The following is a 22,723-nucleotide window of genomic DNA, read 5'->3' on the forward strand; positions in this document are numbered from 1 at the left end:
CAACACGCAACAATGATAAGCAACAAAATAAATAGAGCGGCGGCGGTGTGGATTAGCGCTCAAATAAAAACAGCGATAAGAGGTGGGTACCATGTCTAAAGAACAGCAAAAACGCCGTAAGTTACTCAGTAAACTGCGTCTGAAAATGAGTTATACCGCGCCTGTTTTAGCACTGGTGGCGGGGGGTGTGACGTTACAAGCCGTTGCCAACAGCCAGGCGGTGAATGCCTATGGCGAAGCCCCTACAACGCTGCTGTTGGCTAGCCATCACGCTGAGGCCCAAGGCGAGGCGGAAGCAGAGGGAGAGGCTGAAGGTGACGCCCAGGGTGAAGGTGAAGCGCAAGCTGAAGGTGAGGCAGAAGGTGAAGCCCAGGCCGAGGCTGGCGCGCCAGCCAATGCGCGTACACAAGCCGTGTCGCGGCCGGGTGGCTACGTGCCCGGTTACGACGAAAGCGGTAATAACCCCGTCTCGTTGGTCGAGCGGGGGAGAGCGCTCTTTAACGATTCTTCCTTGAGCAGTAATGGTCTTTCCTGTGCCAGCTGCCACGGTGCCGATGGTCAGTCGGGCTATCAGGACACCTTTAATCAGCCTTATCCTCATGCCGTTGCGATGGGCACCAATATGTTTGGTATGGAAACAGTGCATGCCGATGAGATGGTGCAGCTGTGTATGGTAGCGCCCATGGAAGCAGAGCCACTCGATTGGGAGTCGGACGAGTTAGCGGCCCTGGCAGCCTACGTGGTGAGCATCCAGCAAAAATTTGCGGGGGAAGCGGACGGCCACTGCGATAACTAGCAGGAAACAGCCATGCGTGGTAGGCGGCTTGTTGGGCTAAAGGGGCAACTCGGCAAGCCGCAGTGTGTGGTAAGGATAATTGTGTCGAGCAGATATCGGGTGTTTTCTTACTTGCCTACGGCATTTTTAGGTTTGCCGTGGAGTTTGTTCGCCTCACCGGTGCGCATTTGGGTTTTATCGCCTTTGAGTGGGTCACGATGGGCCATTTACTGACACTACCTATGTTACTGGGTGGGGCGGCACTGATCGTATGGTCGCGTTCCCAGCCTGTTGCTAGCGTTAAAGGAGCTTAAGCATGATGAGCTTAATGAACACCAGTACGCGCCGTGTTTTTTTAAAAAAGAGCGTGATCGCTGTATGCGGTTTAGCCACCGTGAGTGTGTCGACATGGCCCTTATTAGCACAAGGCAGTGAGGAGGATATGCCTGACAACCATTACCCTCTTCCCGAAAAGGGCGATATTATCGGCCAAGATTATCAGGTAGTAGCCAATCAAGACGATACGCTCGTTGATATTGCCCGTGCACATAACGTGGGCTATGAGGAGATTCTTTCTGCGAACCCAGAAGTAAGTGTGTGGATGCCGGGAGAGGGGACCGCTGTGACCATCCCTCGGCGCCATATCTTACCTAACGAGGCGCGTACGGGGATTGTGATTAACGTCGCAGAGCTCAGGCTATATTACTATCCTGAGGTCAAACCAGGAGAAACGCCCTGGGTTGAAACCTACCCTATTGGGATTGGTCGTGAAGGCTACAACACGCCACTTGGCATTACCAAAACAACCATTCGCTTAGAGAATCCGGCGTGGTATCCGCCCCGCTCTATGCGTGAGGAAGCCGCTGAGCGGGGAGACCCTGCTCCGGCGGTGGTGCCACCTGGCCCTGACAATCCGTTAGGTGAGCATGCGATTTTATTGGATATTCCTGGCTACTTGATTCATGGCACTAATCAGCCTGATGGTATTGGCATGCGCGCTAGCCGAGGCTGCATACGCATGTACCCAGAGGATATCAGCTCAATATTTGATAACGTGCCCAGCGGCACCCAGGTCAACATTATTGACCAGCCCGTCAAAGTGGGGGCCAGTGAAGAGGGCGAAGCCTATGTGCAGGTCTTTAAAACGGTTGATAGCGATAAGGTCGGTGTTGATGCATTGAAAGCGATGCTTCGCTTGCGGCTGTTGGCGTCTGAGGACAGCCTCGCTGAGCTGGATGATCGTCAGTTACAGGCGCTATTTGATAATCCGGATGATCAAATAGCAGCGTTATCGTCATTTCATCAAGCGCCGGATGAACGCGAAGAAGAAGCGGCGAGTATGGATATTTATCAAAGAGTAAGCCAGGCAACAGTTAGATAATGAGAGCACTGTAGGCACCTTCATGCGTTTGGAGGTGCTTTCGTTATTCAACACAACGTAGCGCTGTGTCTCTATTTGACGGTGGTGCCTTCATCGCTAAAGCGCTGTGCGCTGCTGTTCCCAAAAGCGCAACGTAGAAGGATGTACGCCGAAGTCGCTGGGGAGCACAATATCCAGTTGGTCACAGAGCAGGCTCAGCAGTGCCATGTGGTGAATGCTATGGCTGGTTAAAAACGCAAGCTCGCGACCTAGACTAGAGGGCAGCGGCAGCGCGTTTACAGGCGGCGTATGCCCTGGTTCTTCGACGGGGTAGCAAAGTATCAGCAGTGTATCGTGGGGCGTTGTTGACAGAGCTTTTAAACCTGCCTGCAGCTCATGTAGACGCTGTCGTGCCTGAACAGGGTTGTTTTCCAGAGCCGCTTCCCGCTGGCGATGTTCATAATCCAACGATGCCGTGGATTGAGAGGTTTCTAGGGAGGGGGCTGGAGAAAGTTCTGGCGCATCTATCAGCGTCTGATAGTGCTCCAATATATGGCGGACATGCTTACCCAGCGATTGCGTTTGCCTGCTGCCCACTAGGCGTTGGTAGGTTGGCGCAGGGGTGCGTTCCAGTAACCTGGCGAGCTGTTCCAGCGCTTGCAGGTTTTCATCGACCAGCAGCGCCGTGGCGCTTGAACCTGACTTTAACGGTGTCGGCGAGGGCATAACGGGCTCCTGTTAAGCTGTGCCGGCGATTAAACCGGCACAGGGCACTTGGCCGTGTAAGGAAAAGGGGATATTTAACCGGCTTCAGCGCCGCCTTCACCCTCGGCCTCTCCTTCAGCCTCACCTTCTCCCTCTCCCTCGGCTTCACCTTCTGCATGGTGGGCTTCAGCCAGCATCAACGGCGCTTCTTGCATATTGGTAAATGCGTCTGTGGGCTCGTCAGCGTGTGCCTGAAAGGCAAGGCCGCTAGCCACTAGCGCAAGCGCCGGTGCGGTGTAACCAAATTGGCGGCTTAAACGGCTAAGTAGACGACGTTTGGCTTCTTGTTGAGACATGATGTTTCTCCTGAATCATGGCGTTTGATGGCGCCGAATGGCGCAACTTCTCCGCTATACGGCGGCGCGAGAAGGGGTTGAATGAGGTGATGGATTAAGCCAGGGCGTTAATGTTTGGCGAATGGTGAGCGTTGAGTTACCCAAGTGTGCGCGCTGCGGCTGTTGGCAAAGCTGTCGCAGTGCTTCTAAGGCGGCAGGGCTTAAACGCTGTTGCTGCTCTTGTGCAAAGGGCAGTAGCGCGCCTAATAGGTCAAGGAAGCTGGGCACGTTTGAGCCGGGTGCTGCTGCGTCGCTTAGCCATAGAATGCCCGCAAAGCGCTGGGTGCGTGAGGGCGTTAAAGGGGTATCGGCGAGCGGCAGATTAAGCGGCTCGATAACGCCGGGCGTGTTAAGCGCTAAACGCGCGCCACGCGAAAGCGTCAGCCCTTGCTGCTCAGCGGCTTCACCCAGGGCGTTAATGGCCGTGAGGTAGGCATCACCCTCGGGTAGCAGGCAGACGATATGCTGCTGGTCGTCACTTAATAGGGCAACATCCAGCACAAGATGCTCTTGGCGTGCGGCGCTACGTAAGCAGAAACGGGTGATGGCCGGCAGAATGTCATCGATAGATAAACGTGCGCTAACCACATGGCTGTCGGTGGTTAAACAGTAGCCGTTAGCGCTCTCTAAAAGGTGCAACGACTCACCTAGTGGGGTGGCATCGGTCGTGGTTAGTGGTGGAGAAAGTGGTGGAGAAAGCAGCGGAGAAAGCGCCGATGTGATGCGCTCGGCAACAGGGCCTGCCGGTGCGGTAATCGGCCAACGGCGTTGGTCGAAGGTCAGCTGGCCGTGCCAGGTGACTGGCATTTCACGCGCTTGCTGCTTTTGGGCGGCTGTTTCAGTACTGTGACTAGGCGCCAGCAGACCGTGTTTCCACCACGGTGTTAACGTTGCCCAGAGATCGCTTTCCAATTGGGCCGTTGTAGCTTGGCCGCCACTGGCGGCATGCAAGTGGCTAACAATACTGTCAATCGGCTCGCCTTCACTCACTAACAGCCAGATAAGCGCTGCGCTGTCGTTAAGCTGGTAATAAAGCCCGCTAACATGGTGGTAGAGCGCCAAGCGGTCATCGTCGATGAGTTCACTGACGTCGTTGGCGCGGAACGACATCGCTTGGCGCGCTGCTGCGTGGGCTAAGCGATAATCTAACAGGCTAGGTAGCCCGATAACCGCCAGATACGCTTGGGTAAGCAGCGGGTTATGTGCTGGGTAGAGCGGTACGAAGCCACCGGCTCGCTGGTGCTCTGCAGCCAGTGCTGCTGCATCAAATTCAGCCTCATGTGCTGGTTGCGTCAAGCCAACGAGCTCGATCATATCGCGCACCAAGCCGCCTTTGACGCTCTTTTCAATGTCGCCACCGTGCTCTGGTTTGGCGCATATCCCCAGTGAAGGGCTTAGATTGCACTCCAAAATCCAGGGCTTTAACTGATCATCTACCAGGCAGTCCAAGCCAATCAGCTCATAGCAGCCGCGCGGGTCTGCACCTGCTGCTTGAGAACGCGTACGCATGGCGTCTACCCCAGACAGGGCGGTGAGCGTGGCTAAGTCATACAGCTGGTCAAACAGCGCGTTGTCATCATGGCCTTGCTCACGTAGCCAGTGGCGGTAGCGTTCCAGATCAATAAACTCCACGGGGATCTCGGCATTCAGGTTGAGCGCGTTGATATCCGGGTTGGTTAACTGGCTAAACGGGTTGTCGACGTCGTCAGGGTCCCATGGTTCAGAGGCCAGCTTGGCAAAGCCCTGGTCATACAGGTAGACACGCAGCGGATCGATACTGGCAACCAGCATATAAAGTCGTAATACGTATTTATGCCCGCGAATGGTATGTGGGTTAGCCACGTACTCCTGCACTAGCCAGTTGGCTAAAAGAGGCGCCTTGGCGGGGTCTTTAAGTACTTGAACACCTTGGCCTTTTGAGGCGTTGGTGGGTTTTAAAATCCAGCGCTTATCAGGGTTAGCCGCTGCGTCTTCTATTAAAGCGGGGTAATCGTGGGGCATTTCATAGGCCCGAGGGAAAAAAGCCAGCCGTTGGGTGAAGGGGTGATCATTGCCAAAGTGACACCGCGTCCGTTCGCGTAGCGCGTTGAGGCTGGAGTGAAGCCGACTTTTAACGGTTAACGATGCGTTGCCAGGAATGTGGTTCATCTTGGCGCTAGGAGAGGCAGCTTTAAACGCTGTGTTGGTCGGCATGCCCGTTACCCAGGCGGCTTGCCAATGCTTTTCGTCACCTTCTGCCCAGCCATGTGCTTCCAGCGTTTGGCGAAAAAAGTGATCCTGCTCGGCATGGCGTTTGCCGCTTAGCCAAAATGCAGGCGCTGAGGCCGGTGGGCTAGAAGCTGAGGTGGGCATCGTTAGTCTCCTTGGGCGTTGTTATAACCTTCAGTGGTGCGGGTGGAGAATTACTTACAGCTTTTTGCGTTGTGTTTTAAAAAAAGCCTACAAACAGGTGCTTGGCAAGTAATGATCGCTATATGAATAAGCCTAATCTGTATTGTCAGTCACTCACTATATAGCGCATCATGATAATAATGTACCAGTCGTTCTTTGGTTTTTTTAAATGCAGGCCAACCGTCATGATGGCGTGACGCCATCACTTTCTGGGAGTAACAATCATGATGCCATTATTATTGAAGTTGCCGCTGAAATGGGCAGTGGGCTGGCTGGGCGTACTCAGCTTAGCGGCCCATGCCCACGCACTTGAGTTGACGCCATTAGTGGATGCCCAGTGGTTGAATGAGCACCTTGATAGCGAGGCGTTGGTAGTTATTGATGTTCGATCATCGATCGATAATGGTGGCGATGAAGATAGCTTTATCGAGGCGCGCATACCGGGTAGCCGCTACACCAGCTATACCGATGACGGCTGGCGTGAAACCCGCGATAGTGTCGCGGGTTTAATGCCAGAGGTGGGCGAGCTTGAACGATTGATTGGCAGCCTGGGGGTGGCGAACGATAGTGCCGTCGTGATCGTGCCCGCCGGTACAGGGGCGACTGACTTTGGCAGCGCGGCGCGGGTTTACTGGACGCTTAAAGTGCTTGGTCATGACGAGGTGGCTATCTTAAACGGCGGTTTTACAGGCTGGCAGCAGCAAGGGTTTGAAGTCGCTAGCGGTGAACCTGAAGGGTTTGAGACAGCCGAGTTTACAGCGGCTGCGCTGCGTGAAGAACTGATTGCTACTACCGAAGACGTTGAAGCCGCTCGTACCACACAGGCACAGCTAGTTGATGCGCGGCCAACGGACTATTTTATGGGCGATGCTAAGTCCCCTGCTGCTAGGGTGGCGGGCACGATACCGGGCGCACGCAGCCTTCCTCATCAAACGCATCTCAATAATCAAAATGGTGCTTACTACTTAGACACGGACGGCTTGCAGTCACGTATTAATGCAGCCGACTTAGATAACCAGGAGCGTACGATCGCGTTCTGTAATACGGGGCACTGGGCCGCTACCGACTGGTTTGTACTCAGCGAAGTGGCCGGTTTTAGCAACATTGCGATGTACGATGGCTCAATGGCCGCGTGGACCATTAGCGATTCGCGGCCGGTGCAGTTTGCCCGAGATGGGATAAGGCAAGTGCGGGAGCTGCTGAATTAATACGCCATAGCGGTCATACGTCGCGCTCACTGTGGTGGGCGCGGCATCATTGAGGCGGCACAAGGAGGATATGATACATTACCCCGCTAACTTAAATGCCGGTGTTGAGGGTGTGAACATGCGTCTTGGTCGACCACTGCAACATGAACCCGAAGTAGCGCTGTCTGCCGCGATGCATGCGTTTTGGCGTTCAGGATATCACCATACGTCTATGCGCGATTTGCTGGACGCGATGCATATTTCCCGAAGTAGTCTTTACCAAGCTTATGGGAATAAAGAGGCGCTATTTTTGCGTGTGCTTGCGCGTTATCGCGAAGCACTGCTTGATCGGCTGGCTGAATCGCTAAGGCAAGAAGAGAGTGCTTGGGCATTTATTCAAAGCATGCTGAAGCGTACGGCACAGCAAGCAGAAAGCGAACAGGCGGCGCTGGGCTGTTTGATTTTTAACTCAGCCACCGAGCTTGGTAATACAGGAACGGCGGTGTCGGATGCCGCTGTAGAGAGCGTGCAGGCGATTACTCAGTTTTTTGTCTACGTAGTGGAGCAAGCGCAACAAGAGGGAGCCATTCCTGCAGCGCGCGATGCGCAAAGTTTGGCCTATTTTTTAACGCTTTCCATGTCAGGGCTAAGGCTGTTGCTGAAAAGTGGCGCTAGCCAGCCACAGGCCGAACAGCAGGTGGCACACATTTTACGTGGGCTTAGCTCGTAGACAGGAGTGCGTAGGCAGGACGACCTGTTAAGCATTGGCGTTAGCTTGACGGCTAACACCGCTATCAGCGTATTGCGCTGATAGCGGTGCTTCAGGCGTTTCGCTTACGCGTTGATGTGTTCTACCAATGCTTGAGCGAAGGTATCGGTGGTGCCGGTGCCGCCCATGTCTGGGGTAACCATATCACGGCGGGTTTCCAGTACGGCACGAATACCCTGGCGGATAGCGTCGCCTTTTGCGTTCATCCCCAAGTGGTCAAGCATCTGTGCTGCAGCCAAGAGCAGGGCGCAAGGGTTGGCAATTTTTTGGCCTGCAATATCCGGTGCTGAGCCGTGTACGGCTTCAAAAATCGCGGCCTTTTCGCCGATGTTAGCGCCGGGCGCTAAGCCTAAACCGCCCACTAACCCAGCGCACAGGTCAGAAAGAATATCGCCAAACAAGTTAGTGGTGACCACTACATCAAACTGATGGGGGTTCATCACCAGCTGCATGCAGGCGTTATCCACGATCATTTCCTGGAATTCGATCTCTGGATACTCTTTGGCAATTTCCCGCGCCACCTCTAAAAACAGCCCCGAGCTGGTTTTAATAATGTTGGCTTTATGAACGGCGGTGACTTTTTTACGGCCATTGGTTTTGGCTAGCTCGAAGGCATAACGCACGATGCGTTCAGAGCCTTGGCGAGTGACCTTAATGACTGAAATGCCGGTGTTGCCATCATCAATCATCTCTTGGCCATCAGAGAGGTAGGCACCTTCGGTATTTTCCCGCACGGTAATCATGTCGATATCGTCGTAACGCGACTTTGTGCCGGGGAAACTAATGGCGGGGCGCACGTTGGCGTAAAGGTCAAAATGGCGGCGCAGCTGCACGTTGATTGAGGAGAAGCCTTTGCCAATGGGCGTGGTTAGCGGGCCTTTAAGGGCGAGGCCATATTTTTCAATGGCGTCCAGCGACTCTTGAGGAATCAGCGTGCCGTGCTTTTCAAGAGCGGCCAAGCCAGCATCAATAAATTTGTACTCTAGGCCGCACTCTAGGGCGTCCAGCACTTGCAGGGTCGCGTCCATAATTTCGGGACCAATGCCATCACCCTTAATCACTGCAATTGACTGGCTCATATACTGCTCCTCTAACGTAAAATCATTCGCCCAAATGCTGAGCATTGCTCTATCTATAAGGTGGCTTATGGTAAGCCATGCCAAGGTGATAGGTCATCCTGTGGCCGTCGTCTAAACGTCTAGGGTGACGGGTGCGGCGAGGATGCTTTACTGGTAGAATGCCGTGCTCAGGTGATGAGAAAGCACTAAACGTAACCGGTGCTCACCCGCCTGAATAATGATGATAGTCAGTCATAATGACAGAAAGAAGGTGTAACGTTTATGACCACTGCTATGGCAGCGATGGCTCTGCCAATACTAGGGCTGATGACTCCACCCTAGGTTTTCCCTCCTTATCAGCGCTGTAACGCTTTTCGCGTTATACCGGCGCTACGATATCCCGTTGCCGTTATTTGGCGACTGGCGCTTTTGCGTCTTCGATAGATAGCACTTTTCCCAAGTTCGATTCAAAGCGCGTTCTTCGCTGCCATTGGTGCGGCTGTGGCGTGCAATGTCTTTAAACCTTTAACCATGGACTCCCTGAATGACCCTTTTCAGTAAGCAAGAGTGGTTTTCTAACATCAAGGGCGACACGCTCTCAGGTATTGTCGTCGCGTTGGCGTTAATTCCTGAAGCGATTGCCTTTTCTATTATTGCGGGCGTTGACCCGAAAGTAGGGCTTTATGCTTCATTCTGTATCGCGGTAGTCATTGCGTTTACCGGCGGTCGCCCCGGTATGATTTCCGCAGCGACCGGGGCGATGGCGCTGCTGATGGTTACCCTGGTAAAAGAGCACGGCCTTGAGTACCTGCTGGCGGCCACGTTGCTAACAGGGGTGCTGCAAATTATTGCCGGTTACTTAAGGCTTGCAGAGCTAATGCGCTTTGTGTCCCGGTCGGTGGTCACCGGTTTTGTCAACGCGCTGGCGATCCTGATTTTTATGGCTCAGCTGCCTGAGTTAACCAACGTGACCTGGCATGTTTACGCCATGACAGTGGCGGGCTTAGGCATTATTTATCTCTTCCCCTATTTGCCGGTGATTGGTAAATCAATTCCCTCTCCATTGGTATGTATTGTTGTTCTCACCGTTGTTTACATGGTCACCGGTATGGAGATTCGCAGCGTCGGCGATATGGGCGAGCTGCCCGATACGCTGCCTATGTTCTTGTGGCCAGACGTACCGCTCAACTTAGAAACGCTGATGATTATTTTCCCAACCGCGTTAATGCTGACGGTGGTGGGTCTGCTTGAGTCGATGATGACCGCCACAATTGTGGATGACTTAACCGATACACCCAGCGATAAAAACCGCGAGTGTAAAGGTCAGGGGATTGCCAATATTGGTTCAGGCTTGCTGGGCGGTATGGCAGGTTGCGCGATGATAGGACAGTCGGTGATCAATATTAAGTCCGGTGGCCGCACGCGTCTTTCAGCATTAATTGCCGGCGTTGTGCTACTGATGATGGTGGTGTTTCTCTCTGATTGGGTATCGCAAATCCCCATGGCGGCGCTGGTGGCGGTGATGATCATGGTCTCGATTGGAACCTTCAGCTGGGAGTCGATTCGCGATCTCAAAAAGCACCCTATGAGCACTAACGTAGTCATGCTCGCCACGGTGATTGTGACAGTGGCAACGCACAACTTGGCCATTGGCGTGTTTGTGGGTGTGCTGCTGGCGGCCATGTTCTTTGCTAATAAAGTTGGCAATATCATGTACATCGGTTCGAAAGAAGTCGAACCCGGTAAAGAGCGTGAATACCAAGTGATTGGGCAAGTGTTCTTTGCTTCGTCTGAGCGTTTTATCGCGGCGTTCGATTTTAAAGAGAGCATTGATAAGGTCACGATCAATCTGTCTCGCGCCCACTTTTGGGATATTACCGCGGTACAGGCGCTTGACCGCGTGGTGATTAAGTTCCGCCGTGAGGGTACTGAGGTAGAACTGGTGGGCTTGAGCGAAGCCAGCGCCACCGTTGTTGACCGTTATGCAGTACACAACGACCCAGAAGCTGTTGAAAAATTGATGGGCGGCCACTAACCACCGCAAGGAGAGCGAAATGAGTGAACACGTATTTGCCGCAATTGATGGCTCCCAGTTTTCAGAAGGCGTATGTGATTACGCCGCTTGGGCAAGTTTGGCACTAAGCGCTCCATTAAGCTTCGTGCACGTGGTGGATAACCACTCCCAAGTGCCCGACGAGCAAAACCTATCGGGTAACCTGCGCTTTGGTGCCCGTGAGCGCTTGATGAAAGAGCTTTCCGAGCTTGACGAGCAGCGCGCTAAGATAAACCGCGAGCAGGGAAAGTTCATGCTGGAAGCTGTCAAAGCGCGGGCCGTGGAAGATGGGGTGAATGCCCCTATTACCCGCCAGCTTAATGGCACGCTGGTTGAAACTTTGGTAGCGCTAGAAAAAGATATGCGCCTGCTGGTCGTAGGCAAGCGTGGCGAAACCGCTCACCAAGCCAGTGGCCATCTAGGTTCTAACCTTGAGCGTGTGGTGCGTGAAATGCATCGCCCAATACTGATGGTACCCAAAACCTTCAAGCGGCCTGAAAAAGTATTGATGGCGTTCGACGGCAGTAAAACTGCCCGTAAAGGGGTGGAAATGCTGGCGCGTTCACCATTATTTGCGGGTACAGAATGCCATGTTCTGATCGTCGGTGCTGACACTGCAGAGCACCGCAGCGAACTTGAGTGGGCGCTGACGACGCTTCGTGACGCAGGCCACCAAGCCGAAGGTGCTATTCGTGCTGGCGATGTAGACGAGACGCTGCAAGCCTACGAAAAAGAGCATGCTATTGACCTGCTGGTGATGGGCGCCTACGGCCATTCACGCATTCGCCATTTGCTGGTGGGCAGCACTACCACCACCATGCTGCGCAATAGCCGGATCCCGGTGCTGATTTTGCGTTAATCCCGACACCCGCTGACGACTAAGAGTCAGCGCTTAACCATTAGCGCGCTTTTGCAATTGTTTACCCCGCAGCCGGCCCTCAACCATTTGAGTGAGCCGGCTTTTTAGTGGCTATCATCAGGCAGCAGCTTAGGCACCCAGCGTAAATACGCTACCATGCCAAATAGCTCTACTAAGGATTGAAAGACAATTACCACTACCGCAGCCTGCCATCCGCTTGGCAGGGCAAGCGCAATAGGTAGCATCACGAAAGAGTTACGCGTTCCAAAGCTAAAGATGAGGGTGCGAGCGCTTGTGGTAGGCAGTTTAAATAGCCTGCCCAGCAGTTTGCCTAGCATTGCCGCAACCACCAAATAGCCCGCAAAAATAAACACGACCTGCACCAGCACATGGGAAAGTGACAGCACGCTATTAACTTGTGTGGCAGCAATCACTAATACGACGAATGCCAGCAGCGGCACCGGCAGGTAGCCAAGCTGATGAATGGTGCGTTCAATGGCGCGGTAACGCCGGGCGCCAAGCTCGGTTAGCCATGCCAACATCAAGGGCAGCAAAATAAGCCCTGCAAACGCGCTGAGCAGGTTCGTGGAAAACGTTAGCTGAAACCACTCGCCGCCCAAAAACAGCCAGAGGTAAACGGGTAATGCAGCCATCTGTGCCAATAGCAATAGCGGCGTTGCCGCAATAGCGCGGGCGGCATCGCCTTTGCCTAGATGCGTAAAGGTAATAAACCAATCGGTGCAAGGCACTAGTAGCACTAGTAGTATGCCGGCGAGCACCGGCGGGGAAAGCGGTAACCACAGCACCAAAAGCCATAATAAAGCGGGGATGACAATAAAGTTGCCTAAGAGCAGTGCCGTCATAAAGCGCACATCAGCAACGCTTTGTTTAATATGCAGCAGCGGTATTTGGGTAAAGGTAGCGTAGAGCAACACACCAAGTAGCGGCCATAGCAACGGCTCAAGGGCGGTTACCCGTACGGGAGCTAAAACACCCAGCGCAAGCCCTAAACTAATAAACCCCAGGTAGAGCCAAGATTGATGCCTTTCGAGCTGCTCGCGCATTAGGCGCCCGAATGCTTAGACGGGCGAGGAAACGCTAGGCGGCTACCTAAGTAAGCAGCCAGTAGCCAAAGTGGCAGGCTCATGGCCATATAAACCAGAGCGAGCCCCGCTTGGCCTTGGTTAACGAAGTGTAGGGTTTCGACGCTAAACAGTGAAAACGTGGTGAACCCACCGCAGAAACCCGCAACCAGCAGAGGCTGTAAGCGCGCTATTCTGCCAGCTGGGTGGTTGACCACGGTGGCAGCCAGCCAGCCAATCAACCATGACCCTAATACGTTAACTAGCAGCGTACCCCAGGGGAAATAACTGCCCAATGCCGCCATAGAGGCTAGCGAAACGCTATAGCGCAGCACGCTGCCAATGCCACTCCCAACCCCTACCGCAAGATATGCTTGCCAACTCATAGCACGCCTCCGGCGAGCGAGAAGCCCATTGCTGCCATAGCCATGCCGAGCGCGAGGGTAGCGGTTATGTTCAGGCCAGCACGCAGCCACTGGCCGCGTTGCCACAGCGCAAGGGTTTGTAAACTGAACGAGGAAACCGTGGTATAGCCGCCCAATAAGCCAATGACGGCCAATACCCAGAGCGCAGAAGGCGACGTATCAGATTGTCCGAGCTGGCCATAAAACCAGCCGACAATGAGCGCGCCGCTGGCATTGACCGCCAACGTGCCCCAGGGGAAATGGCTACCGTAACGGCTGGTTATCCAATTGGAAACAGCGAAACGCCCCATTCCACCCAGTGCGCCACCTATCGCTACTAATAACACGCCGGTAAAGCCGTGCCCCATATTCGCCTCGTTAACTGGCTTGCTGAGAGGGGGCAAGTGTATCACGCTGTTTGCAGCGTTTTGGGTAGTGCGCCTGGCATTGGCGAGAACGTGGACCGGTGTCACTGGTCGATAAGTTCGTGTAAAAGGATTGAGAATAACAATAACGTTGATGCACCCGCTCTAGGAGAAGCTTGTATGTCTGATTGTGTTCTTGCGGCCATTGATGGCTCGCAGTTTTCAGAAGGCGTCTGTGATTATGCGGCGTGGGCCGCGAAGGCCCTGGATGCACCGCTGCGCTTTATTCACACTGTGGACAACCACGCTCGCATTGCGGAGCCTGACCTGACCGGAAACGTAGGTTTAGGCACCCGGGAGCACCTGCTTGAAACATTGTCAGAGATCGAGGAGCAGCACGCTAAAGTGTCCCGCAAGCAGGGACGCTTGATGTTAGATGCTGCTAAGGCACGGGTTGCTGCGTTAGGCATTGAGGAGCCTGCATGCTTACAGCGCAACGGTACGCTGGTAGAAACACTGGTAGAGAACGAAAAAGAAGTGCGTTTGCTAGTAGTCGGCAAGCGTGGCGAAACCGCTCATCAGGCAAGCGGCCATTTAGGTTCTAATCTGGAGCGCGTGGTGCGTGAAATGCACCGCCCAATCTTGATGGTGCCTAAAACGTTTACGCAGCCACAAAACGTGATGATGGCCTTTGATGGTAGTAAAACTGCCCGCAAAGGTGTGGAGATGCTGGCAAAAAGCCCGCTGTTTGAAGGAGCCACCTGCCATGTGGTGATTGTTGGCGCTGAAACCGCCGAAAATCGCTCGCAGCTTGCGTGGGCCACCGAAACCCTTGAAGTAGCGGGCCATACGGCTAAAGGAGCCATCCGTGCCGGCGAGGTAGAAGAGACGCTACGCGCCTATAAGAAAGAGGAGAGTATTGATTTGCTGGTGATGGGCGCCTACGGTCACTCGCGTATTCGCCACCTGCTGGTAGGCAGCACCACCACCCAAATGCTGCGTAATGCCCAGGTGCCGGTGCTGATTCTGCGCTGACGCCAAGAGGAGGCTTAGATGAATCACCCTGAGGTGGACATTTCCGCAATCCGGCATTGATCAGGAGAGCTTTGGCGAGTGCGTTACGTGGGGCGAATGGAGTGGTGCCAAACGCCTCACGTCAAACCCAGTGGTGCTGAAGTGTACGAATGCGCGGAGTAACGCGCACGTTTGCAAACGTTATTTAAGCTTCCTGCGTGGCACTTTCACGCTGGGACTGAGTAGCCGATGGGTAAACCGAATTAATACCTGATAACAGCGCCTTTAGCGAAGCGCTTACGGTATCGCTATCCTCTGCTACAGCGCATACCCGCTGGCCGTCGATGTTGAGCTGCACAAAGGCAATGGCGTTGGCTTCGCTGCTGCCACCCAAGGAGTGCTCGCTGTAGTCAATAATCGCCACGTGGCTTCCTGAGTGTTTTTTCCATGCATCGGTGAACGATGACATAGCGCCATTGCCCGTGCCGGAAAGCCGCAGCGTTTCGGTTCCCTGCCAAAGCGTAATGTCGATGCCCTCGTGCTGCCCTTTGGAAAGCTGATAGTCAGCCAGTGCAAGCGGGGTCTCAACAGCAAAGTGATCAAACATTACCTGGCGGATAATAGCGCTGGAAAGCTCGCTATTGCGCCGTTCGCTCTCTTGCTGCACGTAGGGTGCTAGCGCGAGCATCATCCAGCGGGGCAGGTTAATGCCGTAATCCCGCTCCAGCAGAAACGCCATGCCGCCTTTGCCCGACTGGCTGTTCACCCGAATAACGGCTTGGTAGTCGCGGCCAATATCGTGAGGGTCAATGGGCAGGTAGGCCACTTGCCACGGCTCGTCGGGCTTTTGGTGTTTGAGCGACTTGCGGATCGCGTCCTGGTGGCTGCCAGAAAAGGCGGTGTAGACCATTTCGCCAACCCAAGGGTGGCGGGGGTGTACGGTAATGCCGGTGCACTCATGCACGACCTGGACAATTTCATCGGGGTTCGAGAGATCAAGCTCGGGGTCGATGCCTTGGCTATAGAGATTCATCGCCAGCGTGACGATATCCATATTGCCAGTGCGTTCGCCGTTACCCAGCAGCGTGCCTTCAACCCGATCCGCACCGGCTAACAACGCAAGCTCCGCAGAAGCCACCGCACCGCCCCGGTCGTTGTGGGTGTGTACGGAAACAATCACGCTGTCGCGGCGGCTAATATGCTGGCAGAAGTACTCAATCTGATCCGCATGATGGTGCGGCCCTGCTACTTCTACCGTGGTGGGCAGATTCAGAATGCACTTGTTGTCAGGCGTTGGCTGCCAGACATCCATCACGGCTTCGCAGATAGCGAGCGAGAAGTCGATTTCAGTGCTGGAAAAGCTCTCCGGCGAGTATTGGAAGCGCCAGTTAACATCTGGATACTGCTCGGCATAGGTTTTTACCCAGGTAGCGCCCTGCACGGCGATATCGGTAATGCCGGCGCGGTCCATCTCGAACACCCGCTCGCGCTGGATGGTAGAGGTGGAGTTGTATAGGTGAATGATGGCGCGCTTGACGCCCACCAGCGACGCAAAGGTTTTCTCGATCAGGTGTTCACGGCACTGCACCAGCACGGCAATGGTAACGTCGTCTGGAATTTGATCCTCTTCGATCAGCCAGCGTACAAAGTCATAGTCGGGCTGACTCGCCGAGGGAAAGCCAACCATCACCTCTTTAATGCCTACCTTGATGATCTGGTGCCAAAAACGCTGCTTTTGCTCAACGGTCATCGGCTCAAGTAGCGCCTGGTTGCCGTCGCGAAGGTCTTCGCTAACCCAAATCGGCGCCTGGGTAAGGTCGCGGTCGGGCCATTGGCGATTAAACGCGGGAACACGAGGGGCGGGGCGATACTTGCGATGATCAAAAGCGGGCATGGTGAACTTCCTGTTAGTCAGCGTTGTTAAGAGCGGCCGCTTGTGGCATTGGCCGCATGTTGTGGTGCCTAGATAAAGCACCGCTTGGCGCTGCTTTTGGCAGTAAAACCAGTTTATGCGAATCTCGGCGAAAGGTTATTGCTAATATAGGGTTTTTTGGTCAGTATTGAGCAATTAATGTCGTTAATAGTGTTTATGTTGGCAGGAGTTGCTTTTTATGCCGGTGATGCCGCTGGAACTTGATCGTTTTGATCGCCGCATTCTGAATGTGCTTCAGCAAGAGGGCCGCATCAGTAATCAGGAGCTTGCAGAGCGCATTGGCCTCTCACCATCGCCCTGCTTGCGCCGCGTGCGTGCGTTGGAAGAGCATGGGTTAATTACCCAGTATCGTGCCGATGTGGATGCGCGTCAGTTGGGGTATCAGCTCATGGTGCTGCTGCACATCTCCATGGATAAACATACCCCCGAGCGCTTTGATAACTTCGAGCGCCATATTCGCCAAATCCCCAATGTGATCGAATGCTTGATCATTACCGGCCAGGCCGCTGATTTTCAGCTCAAGATACTAGTGCGGGATATGGATGATTATCAGCACCTCTTGCTTCACGTGATTAACCGTATTGAAGGGGTGACCGGCGCCCACACAAGCTTTGTGTTGCGGCGCGTATTTGAACATCGCCCGGTGCCCACGGAACACTCGCGATAATGAAGGCGTAGGCAATCGCGTAATAGCGGTTTACACTGCCTTTTTTTGGAATGCTTAGGAGATTATCCCATGACAATTCAGCGCCATGATACAAAAGCACGTATGAGCCGCGCCGTGATCCATCAGGGAGTGGCCTATTTATGTGGCCAAGTCACAGGCCCTGAAGCGCGTAATGAAGGCATTACAGCGCAAACCGAAAGCATGTTGGCCCGGGTAGATGCGCTGCTTAAAGAGATTGGTTCCAGCCGAGAGCAACTGTTAAGCGCGACGATTTATCTTAAAGATGGCAGCGATTTTGCTGCGATGAACGACGTGTGGGATGCCTGGGTGCCGGAAGGCTATGCACCGGCACGCACCTGCGTATGCGCGCCGCTACCCGCTGATGAGCTAAAAGTAGAAATTACGGTTACTGCAGCTGTTAGCCACTAACACAGCTTTTTATGGTGGCCTGCCGATTATTTGCTGGCTTTCTCAATAGGAAAGCGAGTGTCGCGTAGGCTGTCTTTAATCTTCTTTAAGTGGGGTAGAAAGTCTTCTCCACGCCTCAGAGTAACGCCGGTTGCCAGCGCATCAATGAGGGTCAGCTGAATCATCCGTGAGGTCATCGGCATGTAGTGATCGGTGTCCTCTGGTGTGGCCACTTCCAGAGTGGCGGTGCACTCTTGTGAAAGCGGTGAATTAGGAGCGGTAATGCCCAGCACTACGGCGCCTGCTTCGCGAGCTACCCTAGCAATATCGACCAGCTCCCGCGTACGGCCGGTGTAGGAAATAACCACCACTACATCGCCGGTATGGCAGGCGGCGGCTACCATACGCTGCATTAATACATCCACATAGGCCATGACCGGCAGGTTGAAGCGGAAAAATTTGTGCTGGGCGTCTTGCGCGACGGCACCAGAGGCGCCAAGGCCAAAAAAATGTATCTGCTTCGCCTGGGTGAGGTAGTCAACCATGCGCTCAATGGCCGCCATATCCACTTCCCGCTGAGCTTCATCTAAAGCGGCGATAGTGGCGCCAAAAATCTTATGCGTGTATTGGGTTGCGGAGTCACCAGGCTCCACTGCCCGGGTAACATAGGGCGTTCCGCCTGCTAGGCTTTGGGCAAGCTTGATTTTAAAATCTGGGAAACCTTTCGCACCAAAGTTGCGACAAAACCGGTTGACCGTAGGCTCGCTGACGCTGGCCGCTTGGGCGAGGCTGGCTATGCTCAGGCTGGTCGCGGCCGCGGGGTCTTCAAGAATCACGTTGGCGACTTTGCGTTCCGAGCGGTTCAACTCTTCCAGACGCTGGCGTATTCGGTCAATCAGGTCATGTGCCATTGATGGACTCCATGTCGGTGGCCGGGTGCCGGCGAGGTGACCACGCCTTGCACCAGGTAACAAATTCGTTAGCGGCGAGTGGGCGGGCATAGTAATACCCTTGTGCTGCTTCGCAGCCAATTGAGCGCAGGTAGTCTGCCTGCACGGCGGTTTCTATGCCTTCTGCAACGACATCGCAGCCGACAGCATGGGCTAGCTGGGTGATAGTGAGCGCTAACTGGCGGTCGACAGCGTCCCCTTCCAGGTCCATGACGAAGGCGCGATCAATTTTTAACGTTTTAAACGGCAGCGTTTTTACATAGGCCAGCGATGAGTGGCCTGTGCCGAAATCGTCAATGGCGACGTCGATATTGGCCTCTGCCAGCTGCATAAGCTGCGCACGGGCATTGTGCATGTCGCTCATTATGCCCGACTCCGTCACTTCTAGGGCGAAAAAACGCTGCGGAATGGCTTGCTCGGCGAGCCGAGCGAGCAGCTGTTCAGCAAAATCTTTTCGCGCAAGTTGGCGGGCAGCGACGTTGACGGCGATGTGAAAATCGTCGTTAAGAAGGCCTTGCTCACGCCATGCCACGATATGTCTCATGGCTTCATTGAGCACCCATTCGCCAATGGCGAGGATATCACCGCTGGCTTCGGCCAGCGGGATAAAGTCGGCAGGCGATACCTGACCCAGCTCAGGATGGTGCCAGCGGAGCAGCGCTTCGGCGCCTATGATGCGCTGTGTGGTTAACGAGAGTTTAGGCTGAAACGCGAGGGACATCTCGCCGCGCTCGGTGGCACCGCGTATTGCTTGCTGCAAGTGCAGCCGGTGTCTCTGCTTGGTTTCTAACGTTTCGTTATAGCATTGAATCTGCAGGGTGCCGCTTTGCGGAAGCGCAAGGGCGGCCATGTGTACAAGGCGTGCCATTTCAAAGTGTGATTCGGCACGGCTGATGCCAATACGGGCGCTAAGGGGCAGCAGTAAATCTCCCAGCGCTTGATCCTGATCGAAACAGCCCAGTAGCGTTGCCGCTAGTTTACGCAGCTCATCGAGCTCGGCACTATCGGCAATCACTAAAAGCTCGCTGCCCCCCCATAGTCCTAGGGCGCAGTGCGCCGTTAACCGAGTCGACAGCTGACGAGCAATATGCCCCATGAGCTGGTCGGCAACGTCGTAGCCGTGTAGCCGTATCACGTCGTCTAAGTGATCCAGGGCAATAAACAGTAGCCCGGTGCCGTTGCCCGCCATTGCCGCTTTGCGCAGCATTTCGCTTAAAGCTCGCCGATTGGGAAGCTGAGTTATCGGGTCCGTGCGGGACTGGCGCTCAAGTTCCTGGGTGCGTTTAGCCACCATGCGCTCTAAGTTTTCGGCCTGCTGATCACGCACTTGGTAACGGTGTTCGACGCTCAAGGCATTACGAATACGCTGTAAAACTTCATCGTGCTTAAACGGCTTGGTCACAAAATCGCGTATGCCAAGATTAAGAGCCCGTTGGCGCGTCTCGTCATCGATCTGTGCCGTCAGCACGATAACCGGTGGGGCATTGTGAGCAAAATGGTTCTGTAGCTGGTGGATGACCGCATAGCCGTCTAAATACGGCATGCGAATATCCAGCAGGATTAAGTCGGGCAGCTGTTGCTGACAGTAGGCAAGTACCTGGCGAGGATCGCTGATGCCGTGTGTGTTGGCGAAACCGTGATCATCTAGCAGGTCGAGGAGAAGCTCGACGTTGATACTGTTGTCATCGACCACCAGTAGATGTTTTTGCAGGAAGTTCATGGCTCCTCCTTGAGCGTCACCGCAAGAAACCGTTTAAGCGTTGCGGTTAATTTTTCAATCTCAATGGGCTTCGTGAGGTAGTCGGCGAAACCGGCGGCTAAGCCATATTTTAGATCGCGGGCCATGGCGTTGGCGGATAGCGCCACCACGTTGATGTGCTGCAGCTGAGGATCTTGTTGCATGGCGCTGAGCGCCTGGTAGCCATTCATGCCTGGTAAATGAATATCCATGAGCACTAAATCCGGCGGGGAATGGCGCATAATTTCCAGCCCCAGCTCTGCGCTGGTAACGGTTTGCAGCTGGATTTGTTTAAAGTCCTCGATGATATCTTCCATCAGCCGCTGGTTGGTGGGGTTGTCCTCGATATAGAGCAGCGTGTAAGTGGATGCACTGCTGTCGATTGTTCCATTATCGTTGGTCGCCGTAACGTGAGCAGGCTGCGCTGCCTGATCGGTAATGGGCAACGTGAACCAAAAGCAAGACCCCTTTCCTGGCTGGCTCTTAAAGCCAATTTGTCCGTCCATGCGCTCCACAAGCTGTTTTGTGATGGCCAGCCCAATGCCGGTGCCTTGAATGGTGCTGTACTCGGCATCGAGCCGGTTGAACGGCTCAAAAAGTTCGTGCTGGCGCGCTACTGCAATACCGCAGCCGGTATCAGTAATGCTAATACGCAGCACATTGCCATCCTGTTCAGCCTCAATCGTAATTGCGCCATCAGCACAGTTGTATTTGATGGCGTTAGAGAGCAGATTAAGCAGAATTTGCTTGGTGCGAGTGTAGTCGGCAATTACCTGCCAGGAGCAGGAAAAGGGGGCTCGGGTTAAGGTAATGCCAGCGGCATCAATGTTCGCTTCTAACGTGCTGCAGGCATCATCCAGCACGTTAGCAATAAGGAGTGGTTCGAGGGAGAGCGGCGTCAGGCCTGCTTCTATTTTGGCTAGGTCGAGCACATCATTAATTAAGCTTAATAGGTGTTGGCCGCTTTTCTCAATTTGGCTGACCTGGCGCTGTTGTTTATCGCTCAGCGGCTCGCGGCGCCCTTTAGCTAATAGCTGTGCAAAACCAATAATGGCGTTGAGCGGGGTACGCAGCTCATGGCTCATTGAGGAGAGAAACTCACTCTTGGCTTTATTGGCTTGCTCTGCCTGATCCCGGGCGGTCGCTAAATCCCGGGTGACCTGTTCGCGCTCGGCCATTTGCCGATACAGATTAATCAGCAGGGCGCAGGTGTCCGTAAACGGCTGGAGCCACTCCAACAGCGCCTGATTTAGGGGCTGCTTGCTGTTGGCAATGGCAAACATGCCAATTAAGCGCTCGCCGCTGAAAATCGGTGCGCCCAGGTAGTTGGTCAAGCGAGGGTGGCCGGGGGGAAACCCGCCGCGCTTTACATGGCCATACACGTCGTCCGTTATGATGACTTCTCCGTGTGCAAACACACGGCCCAGCAGCGAGCTGGGGTTGGTCAACATCATATCTCCGCTGCGTAACTGCCCCATTAAATGGCGCGACTCCGGGTTCCAGGAAAGGTCGGTAATCGCATGAATTTTAAGCGCGTTGGTGGTGTCGGTGGGCAGCACTTCGCCAATCAACGCGTAGTCGCTGTCGGTAAGTTCGCGCAGCGCTTCCATTAAGAATGTCCACAGCCGTTCGCCAGACATTAATGCTTGGTAATCCGTAATACCCTGGTGGAGCACTTTTAATAGGCTTTGCTCTTTTTGTATGCGCTGCGTGGCGTCATGGACGCTGCTTAAATCGGTCAAGATACCTAGAAATTCAGCAACGTCGCCGTGCTCGTTATGGATAGCATTGACGGCTAAATGCACCGGAATGGCATGGCCCTGTTTATGCTGCGCCTCCACTTCGCGTCCTCGGCCAATCACCTTGGGTGCGCCACCGGCTAAGAAATTGCTAATAAAGCCGTCGTGCCGTGCGCTAATAGCGGCAGGGGTTAGCATGGCAACATTGTGGCCAATGACTTCGTGGTGGTCATATCCCAGCATGGTGAGCGCAAAGGGGTTAATGCTTAATATCTTGCCGACTCGGTCGATACGAATAATGCCGGTGGCGCTCTCATTAAACAGCGCTTCATAGCGTCGGGTGGTTTGCGCCAGGGAGCGGCGCATTTGATGGTGGCGCAGCAGCTCTTCAACTTGGCCCGCGAGGCTTTTTAACAGGTGGCGGTCTCGCTGACTAAAAGCGCGTGGCTTTCTATCAATTAAGCACAGCGTGCCAATGGGTAAACCCTCACTAGGGCACAAAGGGTGCCCCGCATAAAAGCGTATTTGAGTGGCGTCTTCTACCAGTGGGTTATCGGCAAAGCGCGCATCATTCAGTGCGTTTTCAATCACTAACGGTGCGTTTTGAGCGACAGCATGGGCGCAAAATGAAATCTCACGGCGAGTTTCACAAGCGTCTAGCCCGCTATGGGATTTAAACCACTGGCGCTCTTTATCTACCAGGGAAACCAGTGCAATAGGCACGTCAAAAAGATCGCGGGCAAGCTGCGTAATGCGCTCAAACGCTTCATCTATGGGAGTATCAAGCACATGGAGCGCATGCAAAGCCGTCAGGCGCTGCGTTTCGTTATCAGGTAGATCGGCGGCTTGCATAGTGATTCCAAAAATATAA

The 22,723-nt window shown here is 54.2% G+C and carries 21 protein-coding genes; 10 read left to right on the forward strand and 11 right to left on the reverse strand.

The features are described 5' to 3' along the window. Positions 1-91: 91 nt before the first annotated feature. The 3 genes from LOS15_RS01890 (at position 92) to LOS15_RS01900 (ending at position 2,156) form a co-directional block, all read left to right on the forward strand. A complete protein-coding gene (locus LOS15_RS01890; RefSeq protein WP_263067732.1) occupies positions 92-796 on the forward strand; it encodes a c-type cytochrome in 705 nt (234 codons plus the stop codon). Between the two features lie 137 nt (positions 797-933). Then, the gene (locus tag LOS15_RS01895; protein WP_411537347.1) at positions 934-1,089 is read left to right on the forward strand and encodes a hypothetical protein; all 156 of its coding nucleotides are present in this window, start codon (positions 934-936) and stop codon (positions 1,087-1,089) included. 2 nt (positions 1,090-1,091) lie between these two features. Next, positions 1,092-2,156: a L,D-transpeptidase family protein gene (locus tag LOS15_RS01900; RefSeq protein ID WP_263067733.1), complete on the forward strand. Its 1,065-nt coding sequence runs from the start codon at positions 1,092-1,094 to the stop codon at positions 2,154-2,156. Between the two features lie 96 nt (positions 2,157-2,252). Here LOS15_RS01900 and LOS15_RS01905 read toward each other — a convergent pair whose 3' ends face one another. The 3 genes from LOS15_RS01905 to LOS15_RS01915 form a co-directional block, all read right to left on the reverse strand. Then, on the reverse strand, positions 2,253-2,861 hold the full coding sequence (locus LOS15_RS01905) for a hypothetical protein (RefSeq protein WP_263067735.1): 609 nt from the start codon (positions 2,859-2,861) through the stop codon (positions 2,253-2,255). Between the two features lie 74 nt (positions 2,862-2,935). Continuing rightward, entirely contained in the window at positions 2,936-3,196 is a 261-nt protein-coding gene (locus LOS15_RS01910; RefSeq protein ID WP_263067737.1) for a hypothetical protein, read from the reverse strand. Between the two features lie 54 nt (positions 3,197-3,250). Further along, complete coding sequence (locus LOS15_RS01915; protein WP_263067738.1) at positions 3,251-5,587, reverse strand: PqqD family peptide modification chaperone; 2,337 nt, start codon at positions 5,585-5,587, stop codon at positions 3,251-3,253. Positions 5,588-5,850: 263 nt separating this feature from the next. On the opposite strand from LOS15_RS01915, the gene LOS15_RS01920 reads away from it, so the two are divergent. After that, positions 5,851-6,834, forward strand: a complete 984-nt coding sequence (locus LOS15_RS01920; RefSeq protein ID WP_263067740.1) for a sulfurtransferase — start codon at positions 5,851-5,853, stop codon at positions 6,832-6,834. Between the two features lie 70 nt (positions 6,835-6,904). Beyond that, a complete protein-coding gene (locus tag LOS15_RS01925) occupies positions 6,905-7,543 on the forward strand; it encodes a TetR/AcrR family transcriptional regulator (protein WP_263067742.1) in 639 nt (212 codons plus the stop codon). A 104-nt stretch (positions 7,544-7,647) separates the two neighbouring features. On the opposite strand, the gene LOS15_RS01930 is transcribed toward LOS15_RS01925, so the two are convergent. Then, entirely contained in the window at positions 7,648-8,661 is a 1,014-nt protein-coding gene (locus LOS15_RS01930; RefSeq protein WP_263067744.1) for an isocitrate dehydrogenase, read from the reverse strand. Between the two features lie 523 nt (positions 8,662-9,184). On the opposite strand from LOS15_RS01930, the gene LOS15_RS01935 reads away from it, so the two are divergent. Together LOS15_RS01935 and LOS15_RS01940 are read left to right on the forward strand one after the other, a co-directional pair. Then, entirely contained in the window at positions 9,185-10,675 is a 1,491-nt protein-coding gene (locus LOS15_RS01935) for a SulP family inorganic anion transporter (RefSeq protein ID WP_263067746.1), read from the forward strand. A gap of 19 nt (positions 10,676-10,694) precedes the next feature. Continuing rightward, a complete protein-coding gene (locus LOS15_RS01940; RefSeq protein WP_263067747.1) occupies positions 10,695-11,552 on the forward strand; it encodes a universal stress protein in 858 nt (285 codons plus the stop codon). Between the two features lie 104 nt (positions 11,553-11,656). Here LOS15_RS01940 and LOS15_RS01945 read toward each other — a convergent pair whose 3' ends face one another. Genes LOS15_RS01945 through crcB form a run of 3 tightly spaced genes read right to left on the reverse strand, consistent with a single transcriptional unit; the run spans position 11,657 to position 13,406 of the window. Then, positions 11,657-12,616 carry an arsenic resistance protein gene (locus tag LOS15_RS01945; protein WP_263067749.1) on the reverse strand — a complete coding sequence of 320 codons (960 nt, stop codon included), beginning with the start codon at positions 12,614-12,616 and terminating at the stop codon, positions 11,657-11,659. Beyond that, positions 12,616-13,020 (reverse strand): fluoride efflux transporter FluC, encoded by a 405-nt coding sequence (locus tag LOS15_RS01950; RefSeq protein WP_263067750.1) that lies wholly within the window; start codon positions 13,018-13,020, stop codon positions 12,616-12,618. Before LOS15_RS01950 ends, LOS15_RS01945 begins: the two co-directional genes overlap by 1 nt. Beyond that, complete coding sequence (gene crcB, locus LOS15_RS01955) at positions 13,017-13,406, reverse strand: fluoride efflux transporter CrcB (RefSeq protein WP_263067751.1); 390 nt, start codon at positions 13,404-13,406, stop codon at positions 13,017-13,019. The genes LOS15_RS01950 and crcB overlap by 4 nt, the downstream gene beginning before the upstream one ends. A gap of 177 nt (positions 13,407-13,583) precedes the next feature. Between crcB and LOS15_RS01960 the strand changes: the two genes are divergently transcribed. Beyond that, on the forward strand, positions 13,584-14,438 hold the full coding sequence (locus LOS15_RS01960) for a universal stress protein (protein WP_263067752.1): 855 nt from the start codon (positions 13,584-13,586) through the stop codon (positions 14,436-14,438). 184 nt (positions 14,439-14,622) lie between these two features. Here the strand turns inward: LOS15_RS01960 and LOS15_RS01965 are convergent, their stop codons facing one another. Continuing rightward, positions 14,623-16,311 (reverse strand): 2-isopropylmalate synthase, encoded by a 1,689-nt coding sequence (locus LOS15_RS01965; RefSeq protein WP_263067753.1) that lies wholly within the window; start codon positions 16,309-16,311, stop codon positions 14,623-14,625. A 217-nt stretch (positions 16,312-16,528) separates the two neighbouring features. Here LOS15_RS01965 and LOS15_RS01970 point away from each other — a divergent pair, with 217 nt between their 5' ends. Both LOS15_RS01970 and LOS15_RS01975 read left to right on the forward strand, forming a co-directional pair. After that, complete coding sequence (locus LOS15_RS01970) at positions 16,529-17,017, forward strand: Lrp/AsnC family transcriptional regulator (RefSeq protein WP_263067754.1); 489 nt, start codon at positions 16,529-16,531, stop codon at positions 17,015-17,017. A 69-nt stretch (positions 17,018-17,086) separates the two neighbouring features. Then, the gene (locus tag LOS15_RS01975) at positions 17,087-17,446 is read left to right on the forward strand and encodes a RidA family protein (protein ID WP_263067755.1); all 360 of its coding nucleotides are present in this window, start codon (positions 17,087-17,089) and stop codon (positions 17,444-17,446) included. 26 nt (positions 17,447-17,472) lie between these two features. On the opposite strand, the gene LOS15_RS01980 is transcribed toward LOS15_RS01975, so the two are convergent. The 3 genes from LOS15_RS01980 to LOS15_RS01990 are packed head-to-tail and all read right to left on the reverse strand — an operon-like array spanning position 17,473 to position 22,704. After that, positions 17,473-18,336: a MurR/RpiR family transcriptional regulator gene (locus LOS15_RS01980; RefSeq protein WP_263067757.1), complete on the reverse strand. Its 864-nt coding sequence runs from the start codon at positions 18,334-18,336 to the stop codon at positions 17,473-17,475. Further along, on the reverse strand, positions 18,326-20,095 hold the full coding sequence (locus LOS15_RS01985) for an EAL domain-containing protein (RefSeq protein ID WP_263067759.1): 1,770 nt from the start codon (positions 20,093-20,095) through the stop codon (positions 18,326-18,328). Before LOS15_RS01985 ends, LOS15_RS01980 begins: the two co-directional genes overlap by 11 nt. Continuing rightward, entirely contained in the window at positions 20,092-22,704 is a 2,613-nt protein-coding gene (locus tag LOS15_RS01990; protein ID WP_263067760.1) for a GAF domain-containing protein, read from the reverse strand. Before LOS15_RS01990 ends, LOS15_RS01985 begins: the two co-directional genes overlap by 4 nt. Positions 22,705-22,723 lie beyond the last annotated feature (19 nt).

Source organism: Halomonas sp. 7T, from assembly GCF_025643255.1.
Classification (GTDB): domain Bacteria; phylum Pseudomonadota; class Gammaproteobacteria; order Pseudomonadales; family Halomonadaceae; genus Vreelandella.